Raw genomic sequence first — 25,041 nt, 5'->3', positions numbered from 1 at the left:
CATGCAGGGAAGAATTATCAAAGGAATTGCAGGGTTTTATTATGTTGACACGGGCACCGGTTTATATGAGTGCAAAGCAAAAGGCATTTTCAGAAACCGGAAGATGAAGCCGCTCGTGGGAGACATGGCAGAGATCGAAGTCCTGGATGAAGAAAAAAAGCTGGGAAATCTGACAGAGTTACTCCCAAGGACGAACGAACTGATCCGTCCGGCTGTGTCAAATATTGATCAGGCGCTGGTTATTTTTGCAGCCAAGAATCCAAAACCAAATTATAATCTTCTGGACCGGTTTTTGCTCATGATGGAGAAGCAGGGAGTCCCTGCGGTGGTTTGTTTTAATAAGACGGATCTTGCAAAAGAAAAAGAACTGTCTGTTCTCATGGATGTATATAAAGACTGCGGCCACCGGGTGATCTTTACCAGTGTTTCCGGAGAGACGGGACTTTCGGAGATCAGGGAGGCCGTAGATCACAAGACAACTGTGCTTGCAGGCCCTTCCGGTGTAGGAAAATCTTCTATGATGAATCTTTTATATCCGGATGCAAATATGGAAACCGGAGCGGTAAGTGAAAAGATCCAGAGAGGAAAGCATACGACCAGACATTCGGAGCTGATCCGGGTGGGAGAAGACACCTTCGTCATGGATACGCCGGGCTTCAGCTCTCTGTTTGTGGATATGTTCGAGGAAGACGAGATTAAATACTATTTTAAAGAATTTGAACCCTATGAGGGACAATGCCGGTTCCAGGGATGCAGCCATACCCATGAACCTGGCTGTGGTGTCAAACAGGCGCTTGATGAAGGGAAGATCAGTAAGACACGCTATGACAACTATGTACTCATCTACAATGAATTAAAAGAAAAGAGAAAATGGTAATGCATATCTTGATTTTAACAGGCGGAGATTTGGACAGGGTCTTCGCCCGTTCTTATATTCAGACACAGAAATTTGATAAAGTCATCGCTGCGGACAAAGGACTGTTCTATGCAGAGCAGATCGGGATTCGCCCTGATTTTATTTTGGGCGATTTCGACAGTTGTCCCAGAGAAACGGTAAAAAAGTTTGAAAAAGAAAACATTATGGTTCTGCCGAGAGAAAAAGACGACACGGATACAGGGATCGCCATGGAGCAGGCAGTCCGTATGGGAGCCGATAAAGTGACGGTACTTGGGAGTACGGGAACCAGGCTGGACCATGTACTCGGCAATATGGGACAGCTCGTCTATGCGTTAAAGCATGGAGTGGAGGCATATATGGTGGATTCACATAACCGTATCCGGGCAGTGGACCGCCCCCTTTGCATAGATAAAAATGAACAGTTTGGGAACTATATTTCCCTCATTCCGGTGGGCACGGTTACAGGAGTGACACTTCACGGATTTTATTACCCGCTGAATGACGATACCCTTCTGTTTCATGAGACATGGGGGATCAGCAATGAACTGACTGAGGAGAGCGGAATCGTTGAAATGAAGACAGGGACCCTGCTTGTGGTAGAAAGCAGAGACTAGATGAGGCGGGGTGGACGAGTTTTTTACCACTATTTCCGTCACGCTTTGAAATGCGTTCCTCCAATAGTGCTAAAAAACTATCGTTAGATAGTGACAGCAGTTTGATGAGTCCTTATCCAGCAGACATTACGTCCATTTTCTACATGGTTGGAGTGAGGCATTCTAAGAGCCGAACGGAAATTATGTGGAAAATGTCTCTCGGGTGGACGTGCTTCGCACGATAAGGTATACTTGTTTTAGTGTTGTTTATTTTTTATATTTGGAGAGGGTTGATATTATGAAAAAAGGTTTGATCATGGATATGGACGGAGTCGTCGTGGACAGTGAGCTTGTGTATGTAAAAAAATTTATGACATGGTTTAAAAAGCAGGGTATCGAGATGGGAATGAGTGATTTTGAGAAGATCATTGGCACACCGTATGCGGAGGCTATTGATTACTTTATGGAGTTTTGGGGAGACAGGAGCAGCAGGGAAGAGTTTGCTGAGATGTTTGCTCAGCTGAAAGATCAGGTAAAATTTAACTATCGGGATATTCTCAATCCGGGAGTGAAGGAGCTGCTTACATACTGCAAAAAGAAAAAGATCAAGACAACCCTGGCTTCCGGAAATTCTATGGACTGTATCGAAAAAATGTTGGAGGAGTGCGGTCTCGAAAGTCATTTTGATTTTGTGATCAGCGGAGAAAAGCTGCGGAGAAATAAGCCCCATCCGGATGTCTATTTAAAAGCAATGGAATATATGGACCTGGAGCCGGAACAGTGTATTACTCTGGAGGATTCCAGGGCAGGCATCAGGGCGTCCAAAGGCGCCGGAATTTTTACGGTGGCAAAGGTGCCGGAAGAATATTGTCTGCCGCAGGAAGAGGCAGATACGAAAGTGAAGCGGGTAGTGGATGTGATTCCAATGCTGAAAAATGCGTAGATAATTTACAGAGGTGAAAAGATGAAATTATATAAAAAACTAGAAAAAGTATTGTGGCTGGTTTTAATTCTGATGTTTGCATTCAGTCTGGTGTTTGACTGGGTAAAAAACTTTGTGGGATCCAGTGTTGAGTTTACGGATGTGGCATTTATCCTGACAGTGATCAGCGGAGCTGCTCTGCTCCTAGAACGGTTCCTCGTGGGACCCGGTACGGGCAAAAATTATACGAAAACAGAGTCAATTGCACTTCTTTTAGTCTTTGTTTATATGTTTGTAATGATGTTTCAGGCCAGGGGAATTATGACGATTTCATTTTTGGGAAATGATCAGAGATCACTCTGGATCCTTGCACCGGCGCTGGCGCTTTTATGGTTTACAAAGACCATTGCCCCGGAGATCGAGCAGAAGGATAAAGAACGTATCGAAAAGAAAAAGTTTAAGAATCGGGCCAGATAGCAGGATATTCTTATCGGCTGGAGGAGATGGATATGAAATATGATAAATGTCCGATCTGCAATGAAAAATTAAAAAACGGCATCTGCCCTATGTGCGGTTATGACTTTAAAAGACTGGAGAGCGGGCAAAGATCCGGAAACAGGGGGAACCGTCCGGATTACAGAGCCAGGCCCAACGAAGAGCCAAAGCACTCTATGACAAAACAGCATAAACAGGCACACAGACAGTTCCGCACCGAGAAAAAAAGAGGTGCGGGGAAGCTTATAAAGTTTATTTTGAGTTTCGTGGTTATTCCCAGTATATTTTTGGATGCGGTAAGTGAGGCTGATATCGGGCAGCTGATGAAAAAGGTCCGGACTTTTATGAGTGAAGATGAAAAGAAACAGTGGACAAAAACGATGCCGGACCATACATATGAAGATACGGATTATGATTTGGAGAAGACCGGAAAGAGGTTTTCTGTGAACCTTACTTCCGGCAGATATATCGTAGGATTGGATCTTCCGGAAGGAAACTATACAATGACCGCAGGAGGGGAGGAACTGTATTTTTCAGCAAATAATGATGCACAGAATATCGGCATTTACGAACAGTTTACAGATGAAAAAATATTGGATGTAAAGCGGTACTGTAAAGTAAAAAACGTCCGTCTTTATCAGGGCTCTTTAATAGAAGTTACAGGCAGGGGGCATATTAACTGCGAGACATCGGATGCTAATATGAAGAAAATGGAAGAACCCAGGAAAAATCCTCTGAGTAAAGAAGTAGAAGTTGACGGGGTGATGAAAGCAGGAAAAGATTTTCCGGCAGGCACTTATGATGTAGTTGCGGTCAGCGATGGTGGTGAATTCAAATTTACTTATGAACAAGATAAGGATGACGAATTTGGTGCAAATAGTATTTGGCTCTCAGAAGATTCAAAGGGGGAAGATCCAGAAAAATTTGTGAATTTAGAACTTATGAAAGGCACGGAAATCGAAATTCCACCGGAAGGATATTTTCAGGTCAGGCTGATTCCGAGCAAACATGTCAGACCTGAAAATATGCATGTCTATGATTCGTTAAATGGGCTTGATTCATAAAATCAACTGTGTTATGATTAAAAATCATAGTGGGAGAAAGGCAGTGAAAAAGACTCAAGGCAAAAGGAACCTTACAGGGAGGAAAGCCCGCAGACTGAAAGCTTTCCAGGGACACCTTGCGGCGGGAACACTTTGGAGCCGGGCGGCTGAAAGGTAGGATGCCTGTTAGGCGGTCACGTGGTACGCGTTAAGTACGGAAACGAGAGGAAGCCAGAATATGAATAGAGATTCTGGTTTTAAGACGGGTGGTACCGTGGGAAGATATTCCCGCCCCGAAGCAATTTTGCTTTGGAGCGGGATTTTTAAGTTCACCCACCCTTTATAAAAGGAGGAATTAGAATGGCAAATCACATCAGTGATGAAACGATTGAATACGTCGGCATTTTGGCAAAGCTTGAGCTGTCCGGCGAAGAAAAAGAACAGGCAAAGAAGGACATGGAGAGTATGCTCGACTATGTCGACAAGCTGAATGAACTGGATACGGACGGTGTGGAACCTATGTCTCACGTATTTCCGGTAAACAATGTATTCAGAGAAGATATCGTCACCAATGGAGACGACAGAGAAGGGATTCTTAAAAATGCACCGGAGAGAAAAGAAGGTGCCTTTGTGGTGCCAAAGACCGTAGAATAGGAGGAAGCCATGGGAATTTTAGATTTGACAGCCCTTGAGCTGGGCAGAAAAATAAAAGCAAAAGAGATCACCTCAGTAGAAGCAGTACAGGCTGTTCTGGAACAGATCAGGAAAACAGAGCCGGCGGTGCATGCCTATGTATCATATGATGAAGAGAGTGCATTAAAGAGAGCAGAAGAGGTGCAGAAACAGATCGATGACGGCACATTGACCGGGCCGCTGGCCGGTGTTCCGATGGCTGTGAAAGATAATATTTGTACAAAGGGATATAAAACTACGTGCAGTTCCAGAATTCTCGAAAATTTTGTTCCGACCTATGCCGCTCAGGCGGTGGAAAACCTGATCGCTGCCGGTGTGGTCATCATAGGAAAGACGAATATGGATGAGTTTGCCATGGGAAGCACGACTGAAACTTCAGCATTTGGGCCGACAAAAAATCCATGGAATCAGGAACATGTGCCGGGAGGATCTTCCGGCGGATCGGCAGCAGCAGTGGCGGCAGGAGAGTGTTTCATGGCACTCGGCTCAGATACCGGAGGATCCATCCGCCAGCCGGCATCTTTCTGCGGAATTACCGGAATGAAACCGACTTATGGTACAATTTCAAGATACGGACTGATCGCTTACGGTTCTTCCCTGGATCAGATCGGGCCGATGGCCAAAGATGTATCCGACTGTGCGGCTCTTCTGGAAACTGTGGCATCGTATGACAAAAAAGACTCCACATCCATTGAGCGGGATGAGTATGATTTTACATCGGCTTTAGTTGACGATGTGAAAGGAATGAAGATCGGAATCCCGAAAGACTATTTCGGGGAAGGACTGGACTCTGAAGTCAGGGAAGCTGTCATGAATGCTGCCCGTACATTGGAGGAAAAGGGAGCCGTCATTGAGGAGTTTGACCTGGGGCTCGTGGATTACGCCATCCCTGCATACTATGTTATTGCCGCGGCGGAAGCCAGTTCAAACCTTTCACGGTTTGACGGTATAAAATACGGATACCGCGCAAAGGGAGCAGAGGGACTCCATGCCATGTATAAAAAGACACGTTCCGAAGGATTCGGGCCGGAGGTCAAAAGAAGGATCATGCTTGGATCTTTTGTCTTAAGTTCCGGCTACTACGACGCGTACTATTTGAAGGCACTGAGGACAAAAGCATTGATCAAACAGGAATTTGACAAAGCATTTGCATCCTACGACCTGATTCTCGGACCGGCGGCACCTACCACCGCCCCGAAGCTTGGGGACAGTTTAAGTGATCCGATCAAAATGTATCTCGGAGATATTTACACGATTTCTGCAAACCTGGCAGGACTGCCGGGAATCAGTGTGCCGTGCGGAAAAGACAGCAAAGGACTGCCGATCGGTCTGCAGCTTTTGGGAGACTGCTTCCAGGAAAAGAAACTGATCCGGGCTGCCTATGCATTTGAGCAGACGAGAAGTTATGAAGCACCAGAAATTGCCAAAGGAGGTGTTCAGTAATGAGTAAACAATATGAGACCGTTATCGGACTGGAAGTCCATGTGGAACTGGCGACGAAAACGAAGATCTTCTGCGGATGCAGCACTGAGTTCGGGGGTGCGCCGAATACACATACCTGTCCGGTGTGCACCGGAATGCCGGGTTCTCTTCCGGTATTAAATAAACAGGTAGTCGAATATGCCGTGGCTGTTGGGCTTGCGACCAACTGCAGCATTACACAGAACTGCAAGTTTGACAGGAAGAATTATTTTTATCCCGACAATCCGCAGAATTATCAGATTTCCCAGCTGTATCTTCCGATCTGCCGGGACGGACATGTGGAGATCGAAACGGACGGGGGGACAAAATCCGTTGGAATTCACGAGATCCATATGGAGGAAGATGCGGGTAAATTAATCCATGACGAATGGGAAGACTGTTCCCTTGTGGATTACAATCGTTCCGGAGTGCCGCTGATCGAGATTGTCTCAGAGCCGGATATGCGTTCCGCTGATGAAGTCGTGGCTTATCTGGAAAAACTCAGACTGATCATCCAGTATCTCGGCGCCTCCGACTGTAAGCTTCAGGAGGGTTCCATGAGAGCCGATGTCAACCTTTCTATAAGAGAGGCAGGAGCAGAAGAGTTCGGGACAAGGACAGAGATGAAAAATCTGAACTCTTTTAAGGCGATCAGACGTGCGATTGAAGGAGAGACGGACCGCCAGATCTCTCTGCTGGAAGAAGGCAAAGAAGTGACGCAGGAGACAAGACGCTGGGACGACACAAAAGAAAAATCTTATCAAATGCGTTCCAAAGAGGACGCACAGGATTACCGCTACTTCCCGGACCCTGATCTCGTGCCGGTCATCATCAGCGATGAGTGGATCAGCCAGATAAAAGAGGCACAGCCGGAACTGCGGGATGAAAAGAGAAACCGCTATAAAGAAGAATACGGCCTTCCGGATTATGATATTGACATTATCACGGGAAGCAAACATCTGGCAGATATTTTTGAGGCGACGATCACCCACGGAGCCGAGGCGAAGGAAGTATCCAACTGGCTCATGGGAGAGACAATGCGTCTGGTTAACGATTCGGAAATGGACCTTACAGATCTTTCTTTTTCACCGGAGCATCTGGCAGCCCTGATCAGCATGGTGAAAGAAAATGAGATCAACCGAAAGGTCGCAAAAGAAGTCTTTGAGAAGATTTTCAAAGAAGATGTGGACCCGAAAGCCTATGTTGAAGAGCACGGATTGAAATCAATGAATGACGAGGGGGCTCTGAAAGAAACCATCGGACAGATCGTCAAAGACAATCCGAAGTCAGTGGAGGACTATAAGGCAGGAAAGAAAAAAGCCATGGGATTCCTTGTGGGGCAGACTATGAAAGCAACCCAGGGGAAAGCAGATCCCGGAGTTGTCAATAAGATACTGAAAGAAATATTAGAAAGTTTATAAAAAGAACAGAAGCTTTGGTATGATTGTCATCCAAAGCTTCTGTTTTTGTATAAAAACACAAAATGTTAAGAAATTTTTCACAAATTGGTTGGGAATTCTGAAAGAGAAATCCGGTATGATAACAGTATCACATAAAATACAACGGAAAAACAAATCAGAAGGAGCGTTATCATGAAGGATTTTTACAGGTCGATGTTTCTGCTTTCCCTTGGAATAACCCTGATTTTGATCATGCAGGTGCTTATGATGTAGGATACCGCTTGAAATGGGAATTAAAAGAAAGTACAATAGTATTGGTTAAGTAAACGAGCACGATCAATAAGGAGAAGAGCCATACTATGAAGAAATATAAAGGAGCGGTATTTTTTGACTACGACGGAACATTAGTCGATGAAGTGGATCATATCAAGACGGTTACGCCGAAAACTCTGGAGGCCATCAGAAGGCTTCAGGATAACGGCTATGCAGCCCTGCTTTGTTCAGGGCGGACCAAACGGTTTTTAGAGGCGGATATCGAGCATTTTGACGGGGCCGTCACCTGCAATGGAAGCTATGCGGAAGTGGACGGGGAAGTGCTCAGGGATATTTATATTGAGGAAGATCTGCTGCATGAAGTCATAGACAAATACTTTATAAGAGATACGATCATCCAGATGGATACCCAGGATGTGACCTATTATTTACATAACGACGAGGAATTTTTTAAGTATTTCTGCCGTCTGTTCAGCCTGCCGATGGAGTGGTACGCTCCATGGAAGTACTGGGAAAAGCAGCACATATCAAAGCTTACGATGAATTATAAAGCACCGGATGTTTTTGAGGATTTCAAAAAGGAATACGCAGATACCTTCGAGTGTGCGAAACATGTCCGTGAGAATTTCTTTGACATTACGCTCAAAGGTGTCACGAAAGGAGACGCGGTTGTCCAGGTAGCGGATGATCTTGGCATTTCCAAAGAGAATCTCTATGCATTCGGCGATTCAGACAACGACGTGGAGATGCTTAAAAATGTCGGGACAGGTATCGGAATGGGACGCTGCAGTGACGCGGTGAAGGAGACCGCGGATATGTTCACCCAGACGACAAAAGAAAACGGTATCTATCATGCGCTGAGAGAATTAGAATTAATATAAAGGTGGAAGCAGATGAAAAAAATTGTCGATGACGACCGTCTGATTTATAAATGCTGCAATTTATACTATATGAAAAATAAGACCCAGGTGGAGATCTGCAATACCCTGGGACTTTCCAGGGCCACCGTATCCAGGATGCTTGCTCTCGGAAGAGAACAGGGAATTGTAAAAATCGAGGTCATCAACCCGATCAGTTACGATTACGGGGAACTGGAGCAGAAGCTGGAACAGAGATTTGGACTGAAAGAGGCCATCATTGTGGAGAGCGAACCGCTGGATACGAAAGAGGAGCAGATGGACATGCTTTCAGAGGCGGCTTTTGACTATCTGAGCCATATTCTCAAAAATGATGACTATGTGGGAGTCACCATGGGGCGGACGCTTTACCACATTGCACACGTTGATAAAACCTATAACAAAGGCAATAAGCTTTTATTTGTGCCCCTGTACGGCGGGATATCCCAGAAACGGACGGAAAAAAGGGATGTACAGTCCAACCGGATCGCAGTGGAATTTGCGGAAAAATTCGGCGGCGATTATGTACAGTTTTTGTCGCCCGGTATCTTTTCCAGCAAAGAGGTGAAAGACATCTTCCTTCAGGAGGAGACGGTGAACTACATTTATGAATATTTTTCAAAGCTCAGGGTCGTGGTCATGGGGATCGGAATCCCGGAGGCCGGAGGAACAGCTCTTGTGGCAGAGGGGTATTTAACGGAGAATGAATTAAAAAATTTTGTCGAGATGGGGGCAGTCGGAGACGCGTCTCTATATTTTTACAACATCGAAGGAAATACCAAACCGTTTGATTCTTTTAATCAGCGTGTGGCAGGCATATCACAGGAGCAGCTGAAGAAGATTGACATTAGGATCGGGGTTGCAGGAGGGATTGAAAAATCCAAATCTGTCGTCGGAGCCGTGCGTTCCAAAAATATTAATGTCCTGATCACAGACTCTGAATGTGCAAGACAGATGCTGAAAGAAGTTTGATATTTGAAACATCATCATAAGTTCATATAGGATAAAGGTAAGGACCTTCCGGAACCACAGAATTCCGGAAGGTCTTTTGTTGTGTTGATATGTATTGAAATGTTGTATAAATATGGGACTGATATAAAAGACTTATACAATGTTTCAATAAAAAGTATAGACTATGTAATAATAAAAGAGTTAAAATACATGTACAGAAAAAAAGATCAAAGAAAGGAGAGAAAATGTCAAATCATGTATTGATTCTTTTTGGAGTGTTTCTAGTGCTGTTTCTGCTTCAGTCTGCGGGAGGGATTTTTCAGATCAAAGATTATGAGAAAGCCGTGCGGAGAGTAAACCGGGACGGAGCAGTAGGGATCGGACAGAAAAGAGGACGTCTGTTATCCGGAGGCCATATTGTCATTCTTGCATGCGATGACGGCGGAAGGATAACCGGCGGAGAAGCTATGGACGGAATTTCATTTCTGGCCAGATTCCATCCGGTGTCTGAGGTTTATCATGTGCGGATACTGGGAAGGGATTTTCGGGAAGTCCTTTTGGAACTCCGCAGTATGACGAAGAAGAAACAGAAATACTATAAAGGATACATACAGGCACTGGAAGCATTGGAAATGAGAGTGTAAGGAGGAACATATGCAGGTTATATCTAATTTAGCGAATGGATTCATGAAGCTGTTTTCCACGGGAGGACAGACGTTTTTAGGCTGGGTGACCACGATTATTCCAACAGTCGTATGTCTGATGACGGCAGTCAATGCGATCATAAAGCTGATCGGAGAAGACAGGGTGGAAAGGTTTTGTATGAGGATCACCGGGAACAGGCTGTGCCGGTATTTATTTCTGCCTGTCATCGCAATGATCTGTGTCGGCAACCCGATGGCATATACGTTTGGAAGATTTGTAGAAGAAAAGTATAAGGTTCCTTTTTTTGACGCGGCCATCAGCTTCTGTCACCCGGTGCTGGGATTCTTTCCTAACGCCAACGCCGGCGAGCTGTTCGTATACATGGGGATCGCCGCAGGCATTCAAAAGCTGAATCTGCCTCTGGGTGATCTGGCGGTCCGCTATTTTCTCGTAGGACTTGTCGTCATTTTCATCCGCGGTATGGTGACAGAAAGAATTTATCTGATGCTCAGCAACAAATATCAGAAGATGGGAAAGAAGGAGGTAGCTGTCCATGAATAAGCCAGTTAAAATCGTCGCAGGTTCCGGAGGATACGGGGGACCGCTTGTAGTCCAGGCAACAGAAACATGCAATAAGATTCTTTGTATGACAGCGATAGGAGGCATTCATCCGCTGGGGGCAAAACTGGCGGAGATGACCGGAGGGGAAGCCGTCGACGGCCACAAGAATAACGTGCCGGATGAAGAAATCCTGGTGGCTATCGTAGACTGCGGAGGAACGCTGCGGTGCGGAATTTATCCGCAAAAAGGGATTTTCACCATTAATTTAAATCCTGTGGGGCAGTCAGGGCCTCTGGCAAAATATATTACTCCGGATATTTACGTGTCAGCTGTGAATGAAAATTGTCTGTCTTATGCTGATGGTGAGGCTGTCACGGAGAAGAAAGAGCCCGAAGAAGAAAGAGACGGCAGCCGGGAAATGAAACAGGAACAGGCGGCTGAACGTCCGGGATTGATCACGAGACTCGGCATCGGAGTAGGGCAGGTTGTCGGAAAGTTTTTTGCGGCAGGACGTGAAACGATTGAAATGGTAGTAAAGAATATCCTTCCGTTCATGGCATTTACCAGCACTATCCTTGGAATCATCACAGCTACGGGACTTGGGAACGTCATTGCTAAGACAATTTCGCCGTTGTGTGCCACGCTTCCCGGAATGCTGATCATATCACTTATTTGTGCTATGCCGTTTTTGTCACCGGTGCTCGGTCCCGGAGCCGTTATCGCACAGGTCGTGGGAACTCTTCTGGGATCACAGATCGCTATGGGCAAGATACCGGCTCAATATGCACTGCCGGCACTTTTTGCGATCAATGCCCAGGTAGGATGTGATTTCATCCCGGTGGGGCTGAGCCTTGCGGAGTGTGAGTCAGAAACGATCGAATTGGGTGTTCCGTCTGTTTTGTATTCCCGTGTCATTACTGGGCCGCTGGCGGTTATTATTGCGTTCGCTGCAAGCTTTGGACTATATCATGGATAGAAAATAATATTTATACATAATTTCAATAATTTATATAGACTTTGCTTGAATAAAAAGGTAAAATGAAGACATAAAATCAAAGGAGGCAGAAGTATATGAAGATTTCAATTGGATGTGACGAAGCAGCTTATGAGTTAAAAGAGGCCATCAAAAAGAGACTGGAGGAGACAGGGCATACATATGTGGACAATGGAGTAGAGGCCGGAGAAACCGCATTGTATCCGGATGTTGCAGTAAAAACCTGTGAAAGAGTGACCAGCGGTGAGTGTGACAGGGGAATTCTCGTGTGCGGCACCGGCATCGGCATGGCTATGACGGCAAACAAGGTGCCGGGAATCAGGGCAGCGGTCTGTCACGATCCGTTTTCTACAGAGCGCTCCATTCTGAGCAATGACGGAAATGTGATGTGCATGGGAGCCAGGGTGATCGCACCTCAGCTGGCCTTATACCTTTTGGACATTTGGATGGGGCTTGAATTTAAAGACGGGCCGTCTACCGAAAAGGTCGAGAGGATTACTTATTACGAGAAACAATTCAGCAAATAGGCAGGAGGAGAGCATATGGATGAAGTTTTAAATTATTCAATGAATGAAATGGCAGGAGCAGATTTTGACTGCAGCTGCGGCAGACATCATACACTGGATATTAGGCATATCATCATGGGGCAGGGGGTTCTAAAGGAACTTCCGAAAGTACTGGAGCCGTTTTCCGGCAAAAAGGTTTACATGCTCAGTGATAATCACACATTTGAGGCAGCGGGAGACCGGGTGCTCTCGATTCTGGAAGCCGAGGATTATCTTGTGAAAAATGTAATGCTGGATTCCGGGGATGATATCCTGATCCCCAACGAACAGGCCGTGGGAACGATGTTCCTCAATCTGGAGCCGGATACGGCAGTGATCGTTGCCGTTGGCTCAGGGACCATCAATGATATGGCAAAATATATGTCTGCGAGAACAAAGATTCCATATGTGATCGTCTGTACGGCTCCCTCCATGGACGGATATGTGGCCGACGGGGCACCGCTGATCCTGGAGGGAAGGAAAATATCCTTTGTCGCCACACTTCCTTACGGCGTCATCGGGGACACGGATATCATGAAGCAGGCACCGATGCATATGATCCACGCCGGATTCGGCGATGTGCTGGGCAAACTGACCGCCCTTGCCGACTGGTATCTGGCAAAAGAAAATGTGGATGAGTACTGCTGTGAGACCTGTGTGACCCTTGTGCAGAGAGCACTGGACAAAGTCACAGGCAGCGCAGAAGCCCTGGCAAAGAGGGACGATGACGCGGTCCTTTACCTGATTGAAGCGCTGACCCTCACAGGGGTGGCTATGGGTCTGATCGGTGTATCCCGCCCGGCTTCAGGGGCAGAACATATGCTCAGCCACTATTGGGAGATGGACTTTATCGCCAAGGGAAAATTCCCGGAACTGCACGGCATCAAGGTCGGCATCGCGACGCCTGTGATTGCGGAAATTTTTGAAATGATGAAGGACGAGGTGCCAGAAGAAGCCATGAAACTGGCGCCTTCCAGAGAATATGTTGAAGGCCTCTTAAAGACAGTGGGGGCACCGGTGTATCCGACGGATATAGGGATAGACAGAGAATTGTTCTATAACAGTATTTTGGAGGGATACAAGGTAAGAAACCGGTACAGTATTCTGGAACTGGCCCTGAAAACAGGAAGGCTTGAAGAGATCGCTGAAAAAATAACCAACCGTATTTATCAGTAAGGGAGAGATGAAATGAAATATTTTACAAGAATCCAAAAGCTGGGGAAAGACTCGCTGACATTTTTGGGGGATCCTGATTCAAATTTTATTATTCTGTTTAATGACAACGCACCCCCTGCATTTGAGGATCTCTGTGTGCTGCATACGATTGAAGAACTGAGAGCAAATATTGAGCCCGGAGATATGATGCTGCTCAATGAAAAAGGATTTGAAGTGACGGCAGTAGGTACGGAAGCAAATGAGACTCTCCGGGGACTCGGACATTGTACGGTAAGTTTTAAAGGCGGCCCGGAAGCAGAGCGCCCGGGGTGTATTATGGTGGAGGCGGTAAAAGGTGAGGAGCCTTTGACATCCGCAGATTTTGCGCCGGGAAATACGATTGAATTCATATGACATTTTGACGAGTTTTCCGGCTTGCTGTCTCAGAGATGTAAGATTTTCTAACTTTCATCAAAGTCTCTGCGGCGGCCCGCTCGGAACTCGCTGACGCTGGCCTAGAGTACTTAGGGAAGGCAAACGAAGTGCGGACTGAGCTTAGTACGAAGGCCGTTCGAAGGAACTTAATGAGCAGGAGCCGTAGGCGAAGTGCGAATTTAGTGAATCGAACCTCATTGTCTCCGAGCCTTTGCTGAAAGAAGAAAAACTAACATCTCTTCGAATGCAAGGCCTCCAAACTGGTCAAAATGGACGTAATGTCTGCTGGAGCAGGCTGCAAAGAGTCAAACTCATAGATATTTATACAAATGTATGTATAAATTCAATTTTAAAAGTATTTATACAAATGTTCAAAATAAGGTATGGATTTTATCATAGAATGGAAGTAAAATGAAGTTATATTACCAGTGGTATTATTTTTGTTGCAGGTGGTAACTATATTTGAAAGTAAGATTCGGGAGGAAGCGAAATGGATGAGATCTTAAACTATTCTATGAATGAAATGGCAAAGGCAAGTTTTGACTGCAGCTGCGGAAGGCATCATACTCTGGATATCGACAAGCTGGTGATGGGCCAGGGAGTGATCAAAGAACTGCCGGAAATGGTGAAGGGCCTTGGCGCAAAGAAAGTCTACATGCTGAGCGACAACAATACATACAAAGCAGCGGGAGAAACTGCGGAAACACTGTTGAAGGATGCAGGATTTCAGGTGAAAAGTGTGGTACTGGATTCAGGGGAAGATATTCTGATCCCGGATGAGCAGGCTGTGGGAACCATGTTCTTAAATCTGGAGCCGGAGACGGATGTTTTAATCGCGGCAGGTTCCGGAACTTTGAATGATATGGTAAAATATATGTCAGCCAGGACAAAGATCCCATATATCGTTGTCTGCACCGCACCTTCCATGGACGGCTATGCATCAGACGGAGCTCCTCTGATACTGGGAGGAAAGAAGATTTCCTTTATTGCAACCCTTCCTTACGGTATCCTAGGAGATACAGACATCATGAAGCAGGCGCCGATGCATATGATCCGCGCCGGATTCGGGGATGTGATCGGAAAACTTACCGCTCTCGCAGACTGGTATTTGTCCAGGGAGATGACCGGGGAATACTGCTGTGAGACATGTGTGACTCTCGTGCAGAAAGCCCTCGATAAAGTAACCGGAAGTGCAGAGGCACTTGCAGACAGGGACGAAGAAGCAGTTCTCTATCTGATCGAGGCGCTGACGCTCACCGGAGTAGCCATGGGACTGATCGGCGTATCCCGTCCGGCATCCGGAGCAGAGCATATGCTCAGTCATTACTGGGAGATGGAATTCATCGCAAGGAAAAAGTATCCGGAGCTCCACGGAATCAAAGTGGGCATCGCTACACCGATCATCGCGGAAATTTTCGAGATCATGGGTGACGAAATACCGGATGCGGCAAAGAAGCTGGCGCCTTCCAGGGGATATGTGGAAGGACTTTTAAAAACCGTAGGTGCGCCGGTTTCCCCAAAAGAGATCGGAATCGACAGGGATCTGTTTTATCAGAGTCTGCTTGACGGATACAAAGTCAGAGACCGGTACAGCGTCTTAGACCTGGCAGTGGAACAAGGAAAGATGCAGGAGATCGCGGAGAAGATCACACATCGCTTTTATGATGAAGATTAAGGAGAAAGACAGATGAAGCAAAATATTCAGGCAGTGAAAGATATCAAATGTTTTGTCCTCGACATGGACGGGACCATCTATCTTGGAAATGACTTGTTTCCGTTTACACAGGACTTTTTAAAGAAAGTGGAAGACACAGGGAGGGAGTATTATTTCTTTACGAATAATTCTTCCAAGAGCCAGCAGGCCTACATAGATAAACTTTGGGGAATGGGAATATCCATCACACCGGAACAAATGATGATTTCCAGTCATGTAATGATTCAGTATTTAAAAAAGAATCATCTGGGGGAAACCCTCTATGTGGTAGGAACCCCTTCTCTTTTAAAAGAGTTTGAAGCCTTTGACATGCCGCTTGTGGACGAAAACCCGGATATCGTGATCCTTGGATTTGATACTACACTTACTTATGAGAAGATTTCGAAAGCCTGCCATTATGTGCGCAATGGATGTACATATTACGGCATCAATCCGGACTGGAACTGTCCGATGGAAGGCGGAAACTTCATACCGGACTGCGGTTCCATGGCGAAGCTGGTGGAGGCATCCACGGGACGCTTTCCTGAATTCTTTGGGAAACCTTCCAAGCATACGCTGAATTATTTTGTGGAGCAGTCAGGGTACCGCCCGGAGGAGATCGCTATTGTAGGCGACCGGCTGTATACGGATATTGCAGTGGCGGACGGAAGTCCCGTGACTTCCATTCTGGTGCTTTCCGGAGAGAGTACTCTGGAGGATGTGGAGAAAAGTGATGTGAAGCCGGATGTGATTGTGGATTCATTGGAGGATATTACAGAGGTACTTTAGCCTTCATTGATTTTGTGCAGGCCGGATGTTATAATGGAGACAATCAAAGGAGGAATTCATTATGACAAAAAAAGAAGCATTTTTCTTCGGCGGATTCTGGCTCTGGCTCGGCGTGGTCGTCGGTTTTTTGATCGCTCCGATTAAAAAAGGAGTGGAGATCGGCAATAACAATACGTGTGACAACAACACTTATGAAGGCAGAAAAAAGAAACCTGAGCCGGACAAAAAGCACCATTAATAATCAATACCCTTTCGGAGCCATGGTTCCGAAAGGGTATTTTCACGTCTTATTAAAATGTCTCAGATGAAACGTTTTCCCTGACGGCTGTTGGTCTCCTTCATGCGCCGGGAAATCTCATTCAATACTTTTCTTTTGTTGAGCGTCCAGCGGGGAGCGATCAGCAGATCTTTGGGTCCGTCCCCTGTCAGGCGGTGGATAACGATATCTTCCCGCAGTTCCTCAATACATCGGATCACGAAATCAACATAGTCATCCAGTTCATAGACCGGGAATGGATGCTTCTCATACAGAGCGCCGAGATCAGTGTGTTTCAGCACATGAAGGAGGGAAAACTTCACTCCGTTTACTGGCAGCTGATTTAAATACCGGACAGACTCAAGCATCATCTCTTCCGTTTCTCCGGGGAGTCCAAGGATTAGGTGGACGACAACATTGATCCCCAGATCGTGCAGTGCTTTTACTGCCTGTTCAAAACAGGAAAGAGGATAGCCTCTTCGGATGAATTGTGCAGTTTTCTCATGGATGGTCTGGAGTCCAAGTTCCACGAAGACGGGTTTTATCTGATTCAGTTCATCGAGCAGTTCAAGCACGTCCGGGGGAAGACAGTCCGGACGGGTCCCCACAGCCAGTCCCACAATTTCTTGCCTTAAAATCGCATCATAAAAAAGAGAATGAAGCTTTTCATATGGGGCATAGGTATTGGTAAACGCCTGAAAGTAGGCGATATATTTTGATGCATCTGTCTTTTGCCTGATCATGCGGATGCCTTCTTCAATCTGTTCACCAATGGGGAGAGCAGCGTCGGGTGCAAAATCTCCGGAGCCTCCTTCGCTGCAGAAAATACAGCCTCTGGTTCCAAGGGTGCCGTCCCGGTTTGGGCAGGTGAAGCCGCCGTTTAAAGATATTTTGTATACTTTTTCTCCGAAGGTCTGCTTTAAATAAGAATTAAAAGAGTAATAACGTTTTCCATCCCAATTCATAAGATGCGGTTCCTTTCTGCTGTGTGGTATAGTTCCATAGTTTCTTCACATATTGATCATAAGCCTTTCAAATTCTTCCTATATGATAAAAACATCTATAAAAGAAGGATAGGGAGGCTTATATTCATGAAGAAAAAATGGAAGGATATCATGGTTATGATACCGGGAAAAATGAAAAAACACAAGAAGCTGACGGCCGCTTTGTTGGTTTTATTTGTGTTGGCCGGTGTATTTGCAGGAAGATTGGCCTTGACCAGGAAGGCAAAAGGCGGGAATCAGATCCAGACTCAGAAGGCCACAAAGGGAACGATCAAAAAGACAGTGGAGGGCAGCGGTTCGGTGGCATCTGCTGCCACCCAGACCGTCTCTTTTTCCAGTGATGTGAGCGTACAGTCGATTAAAAAGAAAGACGGTTCCTCAGTGAAGAAAGGGGATACCATAGCAGTGCTCACAAGTTCTTCGCTGGAGGATTCGATCAGCAGTCTGGAAAATCAGATCTCCTCTCTGGAGAACACCCTTTCACAGGGAGCGGAGAGCGCGTCAAGTACGATCAGTTCTAAAGTTTCCGGAAGGGTAAAACGCATTTATGCAAAAGATGGTACAGCAGTGGCGAAGACCATGGACAGCAAAGGCGCTCTGATGGAAATCTCGGCGGACGGAAAGCTCAAGATAGAGTTTAAGCCCTCACAAACCGTAAAGACCGGAGACAGTGTCACCGTAAAATTTGGAGAGTATTCGGTGTCCGGAAAGATTTCCGGTGTCAGTTCCGGGAAAGCCACAGCAGTGATCTCCGACAGTTACTACTATGATGTAGATACAAAGGCTTCTGTATATAACAGCAGCAATAAAAAGCTGGGTTCTGGAAAGCTGAAGTCCAACAGCCCGATCACAGTGACGGGAGACAAGGGAACGGTGAGTTCCATTGAAGTGTCCAAAAATCAGAAGGTGTATTCGGGAACGACACTGATCACATTGAGCGGAGCAGGATATTCAAAAACATACGAGAGCAATCTGGCAAAACATGAGGCTTTGGTTGACCAGCTGGAAGAATTAAAAAAAGAAAAGAAGAATCTGACGGTGACGGCAAAGTATGACGGAGTGGTGGATGAACTTTCAGCCTCCGCAGGAACCATGGTATCTAAGGGGAAAACCTTTTGTAAAGTGGTGAGTACAACAGCTTATAAGGTAAACATTGATGTGGATGAGCTGGATATCAAAGAGATTAAGACCGGACAGAGCGTATCAGTGACAGCGGACGCAATAGAGGATAAAACATTTAAAGGAACGGTGACCAAAGTTTCCAAGATCGGGACCAATACGGACGGGGTAGCCACCTATCCTGTGACCATAGAACTCAGTGATGCGGAGGATCTCTATCCTGCTATGAGTGCTACTGCCACAATTACTACTCAAGAGGCATCAGATGCGGTTCTTGTACCTGTATCTGCTGTACAGTCAAAGAATGGGAAAAACTATGTGGCAGTCGTCAGCGATGAAAGCGAAGAAGGTACATTAAAAGAGGTAGAAGTGGGAATTATGAATGATTCTTATGCCCAAATCACTTCCGGTATCAGCGAAGGTGATCAGGTTCAGGTGATTACCAAAAACACTTCTAATAAAAGTGAAGACGACAAGATGATGGGACCGGACGGCCTGGGCAGCGGAAACGGAAAAGGCGGCGGAAGCGGGGCACCCGGCGGCGGATCCGGAATGCCGGGCGGGTCCAGATAGGAGGAGACATATGATTGAGGTAAAAGATTTAAGAAAGACGTATGTTCTCGGCGGAGAAGAGGTTCATGCTTTGGACGGGGTCTCGCTGACCATCAAAGATCAGGAGTTTGTGGCGATTGAAGGTGCTTCCGGAAGCGGAAAATCGACTCTGATGAATATGCTGGGCTGCCTGGATGTGCCGGATTCCGGGGAAGTGATGCTGGACGGCCGTCCGGTAAAGTCATTGAAGGAAAATGAACTGGCAGCCATCAGGAATGAGAAGGTCGGCTTTATCTTTCAGCAGTTCCATCTCCTCGCCAAACTGACGGCGCTGGAAAATGTAGAACTGCCTCTGATCTATCAGGGCATCGGGATGGAAGAACGAAGAAAGACAGCAATGGAAAAACTCATGAAGGTGGGACTCGAAAAAAGAATGGACCATAAGCCGGGGCAGCTGTCCGGCGGCCAGCAGCAGAGGGTCGCCATTGCCAGGGCACTGGCGGCGGGACCGTCTCTGATCCTGGCGGATGAACCTACCGGCAATCTGGATTCAAGATCAGGAAAAGAGATCATGGAACTGTTAAAAGAACTGCACGGACAGGGCAATACCATTATTTTGATCACCCACGATCCAGAGGTGGCAAAAGAAGCGGAAAGACAGATCCGCATCATGGACGGGAAGATTATATCTGATACAGGCGGGAGGGATGCGGCATGAAATTTACTCAGGCAGTGAAAATGGCACTATCCTCTATTCTTTCTACCAAGCTTCGCTCATTCCTCACGATGCTGGGCATTATCATCGGAGTCCTCAGTGTGACTCTGCTGGTGTCTATTGCGCAGAGCACAGCCGGTTCGGTCAATGATACACTCTCGGGACTGGGAGGAAATGTGATCAGCGCGACGATCAACAGCCGGAGAAGTGCGGGAATCAAGAGTTCAGATTTGGAGTCGCTGACGGACAATCCGGCGGTGCAGTCTGTTTCCCCTACGGTAACAGGGAGCGGGACTGCCAAAGCCGGCGGTAATTCCTCCGATGTCTCTTTGAAAGGAATCACACCGGAATATTTGGAGATCGAGGGTACGGAGATCACGTCCGGAAGACAGATTCTTACCGTAGACAATGAAAACAGGCTCCAGGTATGTCTGATCGGAGCCGGAGCGGCAAAGGATCTGTTTGGGAGTACAGACTGTGTCGATGAAACAATCCGTGTCAAGGGTAAGAATTTTAAGATTGTCGGCGTGCTGAAAGAAGACGGGGAATCCCAGAGGGATTCCAATGATACGATCGTTTATCTTCCATTTAAAACGGCTCAGAGGCTTTTACAGCAGGCTGCGATACAGAGTTTTACCGTGTCTGCGTCGGGAGAAGATACTTTGACGATGGCTGAGAATGCGGTGGACCGGTTTTTGTTAAACAAGACAGGAGACGAAGACTCCTACACGATCGTCAATCAGGCCGAAATTGCGGAGAGCGTCAGTAATGTATCCTCTTCCTTATCGCTGATGCTTGGAGGAATCGCCGGTATCTCTCTGTTAGTGGGAGGAATCGGGATCATGAATATTATGCTGGTGTCGGTAACGGAACGGACAAGGGAGATCGGCATCAGAAAGGCCATCGGAGCAAAGAAACAGGATATTCTGGCCCAGTTTATGACCGAGGCTGTTGTACTGTCATTTATGGGAGGAATTACGGGAATTATTCTGAGTTTTTTGATACTTGCTGTAGGAAACGCATTTGTAGATACATCCTTAAGCATATCTCCGGCCATCTGCGTGATATCACTTATATTTTCGGCCGCAGTGGGGATTATTTTCGGTTTATACCCTGCAAATAAGGCTGCAAATTTAAAACCGGTGGAAGCCCTTCATTATGAATAAAATCTTTCGTGTTCTGTCTTTTTTTCTCATAAAATGTCGGTTATAATCATCCTATATAATAAAAAGGGAGAAAAAATATGGATGCGGTTTTATTTGATGTGGACGATACTTTGTATGACCAGCGGGAGCCCTTTGAAAGAGCTTTCCGTCAGTTATTTGGTGAAACATATGAGATTGATATGGAGCGGCTGTTTGCGCTGAGCAGAAAGTACAGTGACGAGGCTTTTGAACATTCCCAGAGCGGGCAGATGACAATGGATGAGATGTATATTTACAGGATCAGTAAGGCGCTCAAAGAGTTTGATATACAAATATCAGATGAAGACGCACTTAAATTTCAAGAATTCTATGCGGGATATCAAAAACAAATCAGTGTCTCTGAGGTTATAAAAGAAATGCTGACATTCTGCCGGGACAGGGTTCCCATAGGCGTGATCACCAACGGACCATCCGGACACCAGTGGGAGAAAATAGAAACATTGGGTCTTGGGGAGTGGTTTTTGGACGAGGTAATCTTCGTATCCGGAGATGTGGGGACCGCAAAGCCTGACGAAAAGATTTTTTGGTATGCATGTGATAAGATGAAGCTTCAGGATGCCGAGGTCTGGTATGTGGGAGATTCCTACCGAAATGATGTAGAGGGAGCCAAAAGTGCCGGTCTTTATTCCATCTGGATGAACCGGAGAAATCATCCGTATCCGGTGTCCGGGGTGCGGCCGGATTATTGTGTCGGTTCCGAAGAAGAACTGTACCGGCTGCTGCAAAAGCTTCTGTAACAAATGACAGGTCTAAAACTTTTCAAAACGTATGGAAAGGTTTTAGACCTGTCTATTTTTTTGCAAAAATGTCCGAAATCCTTTTGACTGTTTTTTGAAAGGGGACGATGATATAGTAAAGATACAGCAACGGAGGGATAAAAATGAACAAGAGATCAAGGGAGATTCTGCTGGGACTCATGGATTTGGAGAAGACATTCCGTATCAGTGAACTGGCAGAGAAATTCCAGGTGTCGGAGCGCACCATAAGAAATGACATCAATGATGTCAATGACTTCTTGGAACAGCATGAGCTTTCCTTAGTAAAACTGGGAAGCAATGGGACACTCCTTGTGGAGGATGACATCGAACTGGCGGCAGGTCTGTTTAATCAGAACGATTTTTACACATACCGCCTTTCCAAAGGAGAGAGAAAGCCGCTGATTGCGGCGATCCTGATCGAAGCTTCGGACTACACGACCTTATCAAACATGGCAGAACTTTTGTATGTGAGCAGGGCCACAGTTATCAACGATTTAGAGAGTGTCAAGCAGATGCTTTTAAAGGAGCATCTTACTGTGGAATCCCATTCCAACAAAGGACTGGTTCTTCACGGAAAGGAGAGTGATAAGCGGGCATGTCTTTTAAAGCTTCTGAACCAGGACGGATCTTTTCAGGCCGCAGGTTCTGTGGTACAAAGCTTCATCAGAGGACTGAATATCAGCCACAGGCTGAAAAAAGAAGACAAACAGAACCTGCAGAAAATCATCAATGAACAGGAGCACGCACACGGAAGATTTTTAACCGATGCATCTTTCAACTACCTGCTCTCGTATCTGACCATACTGATCCAGAGAGTGAAAAAGGGGCATCAGATCACCGAGTCTTTAGAGGTAAAGAAGAGCAAGTACGAGATGGCAGAGGATATTTTGAGGTATGTGTGCCAGTACTGGGAACTTCCTGAGAGCCAGGGGGAAAAGGAACTGTTGAGCGATATTCTGGACAGCTTAAGCTACATAAAAAAAGACAGCAGGAACCAGAGGATCATCGGCCTGCAGCTGGTCACAAGGAAATTCATCGAGCAGATATCCAATGAGCTTCATGTGGATCTTAACCGGGACTTTGTGTTTTATGAAAATCTTGTCAATCATCTGGAATCCATTTTTACAAAGGAGTTTAATATCACTCAGAGAGACGATTTTCTCAGACAGATCGTAGAACAAAATCAGGAAACTCTGTATGCGGTTAAGAACAACATTGAGATGCTGGAACGGTTTGTGGGAAGAAAGATCCAGGCGATTGAGGCCGACTACATCGTGATTCACATCAGTGCCGCTCTGGAGAGGAGAAAGAAAAAGGAAATTGAGTTCCGTGTTGTCATTGTCTGTAATGGCGGAGTGGGGACATCGCAGCTCCTTCTTGCAAAAATGAGAAACCGCTTTGACTTTCACATTGTCGATGTTGTCTCTGCTCATGATTTAAGAAAAAGCCATTATGAAGACATTGATATGATCGTGTCCACGATTCCCTTAAAGGATTATGAGGGAGAATATGTGCTTGTGACACCGATGTTTTCCGACGAAGATTACCTGAGAGTGAATAAAAAGATCGAGCTTCTGCAGAAAAAGAACAGAGGAAGCAAAAAGAAGCTGCCCGAAAAAGACAGAAATCCAGAGGAACTTTCTGCGATTCTTCGGCCTATGATCAGAGATCCGGAGCTGTTTCAGGAAGTCTCCATGAAGATCTATGAGTATTTTGGAGAGTCCTTTGATGAGGAGCGGGAGCCGTTTCTGTGGGAATTATTGAGAGAAAAGAATATCCAGCTCAATATTGAGTGCAGAGACTGGAAGGATGCCATCAGAAAGTCGGCTGAACCGCTGCTTTTCAAAGGATATATCGAAGAGCGGTATGTAGACGCCATGATAGAAAACGTACTGGAAAACGGCAGTTATATTGTCATTTCCAAAGGGTTTGCACTGCCCCACGAGGGCTTTGAGCTGGGCAGCAAAAAAGTTGGAATGAATATGATCCGGCTTAAGGAACCGGTGGTCATCGAGGATGAGGACGGCGACCGGGAAGAAGTGAGATTTTTCTGCTGCCTGAGCACCGTGGACCACAAAAAGCACATCAAAGCGTTTTTTCATTTAGTCAATATGCTGACGAACCAGAGATTTAAGGAAGAACTGTGGAATGCCGAAAGTCCGCGGGAGACGGCGGCGATTATTAAAACTTATGAACAGAGAATAAAGGAGTGACAACATGGTTTGGGAACGTTTAAGCAAGGAATTGATTCTGCCTCAGATTGAAGCCAGAGACAGCGCGGATATTTTTGAGCAGGCGGGGGGAAAATTAGTCTCTCTGGGCTACTGTAAGGACAGCTATGTAGAGGCATTAAAGATTAGGGAGAAAGACTTTCCCACAGGCGTCGACATGGGGGAAGTGGGAGTTGCCATTCCACATACGGATGTGAGCCATGTTCTGAAAAAGGGCATCGCCATCGCCACCACGAAAAAGCCGGTCACCTTCGTACAGATGGGAACGGATGATGAGACCGTGGAGGTACGGGTTATCTTCATGCTGGCCGTGGATGAGAAAGGGCATCTGGAATTATTACAGGCAATCTTAGGGATTCTGCAGGACCCTCATGTAGTAGAAAAACTCAGCAATGCGCAGAACCCGGAAGAAATTATAAATATCATCAAAGAAAAGGAGAAGTCATTATGAAAAAGAAAGTCATCGTAGCATGCGGAGGAGCAGTGGCAACATCCACAGTAGCGGCAAACGCAGTGGTGGATCTGGCAAAGGAAAATGGGATTGATGTGGAGATCGCACAGGTGAGAATCTCGGAGATTGAATCCAATCTTCCAGCAGATCTGATCGTGACGACTTCAAAAGTAAAACGTGATTACGGTGTGCCGCTGATCACAGGAATGCCGTTTATCTCAGGGATTGGAGCAGATAAAACCAAAGCAAAGATTTTAGAAGTACTGAAATAACAGACATGCAGGAAACATCATGGAGGTAAAGGAGAA

At 46.1% G+C, this 25,041-nt stretch carries 27 protein-coding genes; 26 read left to right on the top strand and 1 reads right to left on the bottom strand.

What is annotated here, in order from left to right:
- Position 1: 1 nt before the first annotated feature.
- From rsgA to DWV34_RS17355, 19 genes are all read left to right on the top strand, one after another.
- The gene (gene rsgA, locus DWV34_RS04645; protein ID WP_006568034.1) at positions 2-877 is read left to right on the top strand and encodes a ribosome small subunit-dependent GTPase A; all 876 of its coding nucleotides are present in this window, start codon (positions 2-4) and stop codon (positions 875-877) included.
- Positions 877-1,512 carry a thiamine diphosphokinase gene (locus tag DWV34_RS04640; RefSeq protein ID WP_022261287.1) on the top strand — a complete coding sequence of 212 codons (636 nt, stop codon included), beginning with the start codon at positions 877-879 and terminating at the stop codon, positions 1,510-1,512. The genes rsgA and DWV34_RS04640 overlap by 1 nt, the downstream gene beginning before the upstream one ends.
- A 277-nt stretch (positions 1,513-1,789) precedes the next feature.
- Positions 1,790-2,434: an HAD family hydrolase gene (locus DWV34_RS04635; RefSeq protein ID WP_009290327.1), complete on the top strand. Its 645-nt coding sequence runs from the start codon at positions 1,790-1,792 to the stop codon at positions 2,432-2,434.
- A 21-nt stretch (positions 2,435-2,455) separates the two neighbouring features.
- Entirely contained in the window at positions 2,456-2,890 is a 435-nt protein-coding gene (locus DWV34_RS04630; RefSeq protein ID WP_009290328.1) for a hypothetical protein, read from the top strand.
- 32 nt (positions 2,891-2,922) lie between these two features.
- Positions 2,923-3,972, top strand: a complete 1,050-nt coding sequence (locus tag DWV34_RS04625) for a hypothetical protein (protein WP_243000817.1) — start codon at positions 2,923-2,925, stop codon at positions 3,970-3,972.
- A gap of 339 nt (positions 3,973-4,311) precedes the next feature.
- The gene (gene gatC / locus DWV34_RS04620) at positions 4,312-4,605 is read left to right on the top strand and encodes an Asp-tRNA(Asn)/Glu-tRNA(Gln) amidotransferase subunit GatC (RefSeq protein ID WP_009290330.1); all 294 of its coding nucleotides are present in this window, start codon (positions 4,312-4,314) and stop codon (positions 4,603-4,605) included.
- Positions 4,606-4,614: 9 nt separating this feature from the next.
- Positions 4,615-6,087: an Asp-tRNA(Asn)/Glu-tRNA(Gln) amidotransferase subunit GatA gene (gene gatA, locus DWV34_RS04615; protein ID WP_006568027.1), complete on the top strand. Its 1,473-nt coding sequence runs from the start codon at positions 4,615-4,617 to the stop codon at positions 6,085-6,087.
- Positions 6,087-7,526: an Asp-tRNA(Asn)/Glu-tRNA(Gln) amidotransferase subunit GatB gene (gene gatB, locus DWV34_RS04610; RefSeq protein ID WP_006568026.1), complete on the top strand. Its 1,440-nt coding sequence runs from the start codon at positions 6,087-6,089 to the stop codon at positions 7,524-7,526. The genes gatA and gatB (DWV34_RS04610) overlap by 1 nt, the downstream gene beginning before the upstream one ends.
- A 338-nt stretch (positions 7,527-7,864) precedes the next feature.
- Positions 7,865-8,659, top strand: a complete 795-nt coding sequence (locus tag DWV34_RS04605; RefSeq protein WP_009290334.1) for a Cof-type HAD-IIB family hydrolase — start codon at positions 7,865-7,867, stop codon at positions 8,657-8,659.
- Between the two features lie 12 nt (positions 8,660-8,671).
- Positions 8,672-9,646 (top strand): sugar-binding transcriptional regulator, encoded by a 975-nt coding sequence (locus DWV34_RS04600; RefSeq protein WP_006568023.1) that lies wholly within the window; start codon positions 8,672-8,674, stop codon positions 9,644-9,646.
- 224 nt (positions 9,647-9,870) lie between these two features.
- On the top strand, positions 9,871-10,269 hold the full coding sequence (locus tag DWV34_RS04595; RefSeq protein ID WP_009290336.1) for a transcriptional regulator GutM: 399 nt from the start codon (positions 9,871-9,873) through the stop codon (positions 10,267-10,269).
- A gap of 10 nt (positions 10,270-10,279) precedes the next feature.
- A complete protein-coding gene (gene srlA / locus DWV34_RS04590) occupies positions 10,280-10,831 on the top strand; it encodes a PTS glucitol/sorbitol transporter subunit IIC (protein WP_009290337.1) in 552 nt (183 codons plus the stop codon).
- Positions 10,824-11,807, top strand: a complete 984-nt coding sequence (srlE, locus tag DWV34_RS04585; RefSeq protein WP_009290338.1) for a PTS glucitol/sorbitol transporter subunit IIB — start codon at positions 10,824-10,826, stop codon at positions 11,805-11,807. Before srlA ends, srlE begins: the two co-directional genes overlap by 8 nt.
- A 95-nt stretch (positions 11,808-11,902) precedes the next feature.
- Positions 11,903-12,352 (top strand): ribose 5-phosphate isomerase B, encoded by a 450-nt coding sequence (rpiB, locus tag DWV34_RS04580; RefSeq protein WP_009290339.1) that lies wholly within the window; start codon positions 11,903-11,905, stop codon positions 12,350-12,352.
- 15 nt (positions 12,353-12,367) lie between these two features.
- Complete coding sequence (locus DWV34_RS04575; protein ID WP_009290340.1) at positions 12,368-13,546, top strand: sn-glycerol-1-phosphate dehydrogenase; 1,179 nt, start codon at positions 12,368-12,370, stop codon at positions 13,544-13,546.
- Between the two features lie 12 nt (positions 13,547-13,558).
- Positions 13,559-13,939, top strand: a complete 381-nt coding sequence (locus tag DWV34_RS04570) for a PTS glucitol/sorbitol transporter subunit IIA (RefSeq protein ID WP_022261285.1) — start codon at positions 13,559-13,561, stop codon at positions 13,937-13,939.
- A gap of 511 nt (positions 13,940-14,450) precedes the next feature.
- On the top strand, positions 14,451-15,635 hold the full coding sequence (locus tag DWV34_RS17570) for a sn-glycerol-1-phosphate dehydrogenase (protein WP_009290342.1): 1,185 nt from the start codon (positions 14,451-14,453) through the stop codon (positions 15,633-15,635).
- A gap of 12 nt (positions 15,636-15,647) precedes the next feature.
- Positions 15,648-16,442 (top strand): HAD-IIA family hydrolase, encoded by a 795-nt coding sequence (locus DWV34_RS17565; RefSeq protein WP_009290343.1) that lies wholly within the window; start codon positions 15,648-15,650, stop codon positions 16,440-16,442.
- Between the two features lie 61 nt (positions 16,443-16,503).
- A complete protein-coding gene (locus tag DWV34_RS17355) occupies positions 16,504-16,680 on the top strand; it encodes a hypothetical protein (RefSeq protein ID WP_009290344.1) in 177 nt (58 codons plus the stop codon).
- Between the two features lie 62 nt (positions 16,681-16,742).
- On the opposite strand, the gene DWV34_RS04560 is transcribed toward DWV34_RS17355, so the two are convergent.
- Positions 16,743-17,663, bottom strand: a complete 921-nt coding sequence (locus DWV34_RS04560) for a TIGR01212 family radical SAM protein (RefSeq protein ID WP_009290345.1) — start codon at positions 17,661-17,663, stop codon at positions 16,743-16,745.
- Positions 17,664-17,789: 126 nt separating this feature from the next.
- Between DWV34_RS04560 and DWV34_RS04550 the strand changes: the two genes are divergently transcribed.
- The 7 genes from DWV34_RS04550 to gatB (DWV34_RS04520) all read left to right on the top strand — a co-directional run bounded on the left by DWV34_RS04550 (position 17,790) and on the right by gatB (DWV34_RS04520) (position 25,005).
- The gene (locus DWV34_RS04550) at positions 17,790-19,394 is read left to right on the top strand and encodes an efflux RND transporter periplasmic adaptor subunit (protein WP_022260904.1); all 1,605 of its coding nucleotides are present in this window, start codon (positions 17,790-17,792) and stop codon (positions 19,392-19,394) included.
- A 10-nt stretch (positions 19,395-19,404) separates the two neighbouring features.
- Positions 19,405-20,091 carry an ABC transporter ATP-binding protein gene (locus DWV34_RS04545; protein ID WP_009290348.1) on the top strand — a complete coding sequence of 229 codons (687 nt, stop codon included), beginning with the start codon at positions 19,405-19,407 and terminating at the stop codon, positions 20,089-20,091.
- Positions 20,088-21,254 (top strand): ABC transporter permease, encoded by a 1,167-nt coding sequence (locus DWV34_RS04540; RefSeq protein ID WP_009290349.1) that lies wholly within the window; start codon positions 20,088-20,090, stop codon positions 21,252-21,254. The genes DWV34_RS04545 and DWV34_RS04540 overlap by 4 nt, the downstream gene beginning before the upstream one ends.
- 77 nt (positions 21,255-21,331) lie before the next feature.
- On the top strand, positions 21,332-22,030 hold the full coding sequence (locus DWV34_RS04535) for an HAD family hydrolase (RefSeq protein ID WP_009290350.1): 699 nt from the start codon (positions 21,332-21,334) through the stop codon (positions 22,028-22,030).
- 143 nt (positions 22,031-22,173) lie between these two features.
- Complete coding sequence (locus DWV34_RS04530; RefSeq protein WP_009290351.1) at positions 22,174-24,264, top strand: BglG family transcription antiterminator; 2,091 nt, start codon at positions 22,174-22,176, stop codon at positions 24,262-24,264.
- A 4-nt stretch (positions 24,265-24,268) separates the two neighbouring features.
- Positions 24,269-24,733, top strand: coding sequence for a PTS sugar transporter subunit IIA (locus DWV34_RS04525; protein WP_022260903.1), 465 nt, complete (start codon positions 24,269-24,271; stop codon positions 24,731-24,733).
- A complete protein-coding gene (gatB, locus tag DWV34_RS04520; protein WP_006569082.1) occupies positions 24,730-25,005 on the top strand; it encodes a PTS galactitol transporter subunit IIB in 276 nt (91 codons plus the stop codon). The genes DWV34_RS04525 and gatB (DWV34_RS04520) overlap by 4 nt, the downstream gene beginning before the upstream one ends.
- The last annotated feature ends 36 nt before the right edge of the window (positions 25,006-25,041 follow it).

Origin of the sequence: Anaerostipes sp. AF04-45, from assembly GCF_003461725.1 — a bacterium.
Classification (GTDB): Bacteria; Bacillota; Clostridia; order Lachnospirales; family Lachnospiraceae; genus Anaerostipes; species Anaerostipes caccae.
This window is presented reverse-complemented; position numbering and strand designations above follow the sequence as displayed.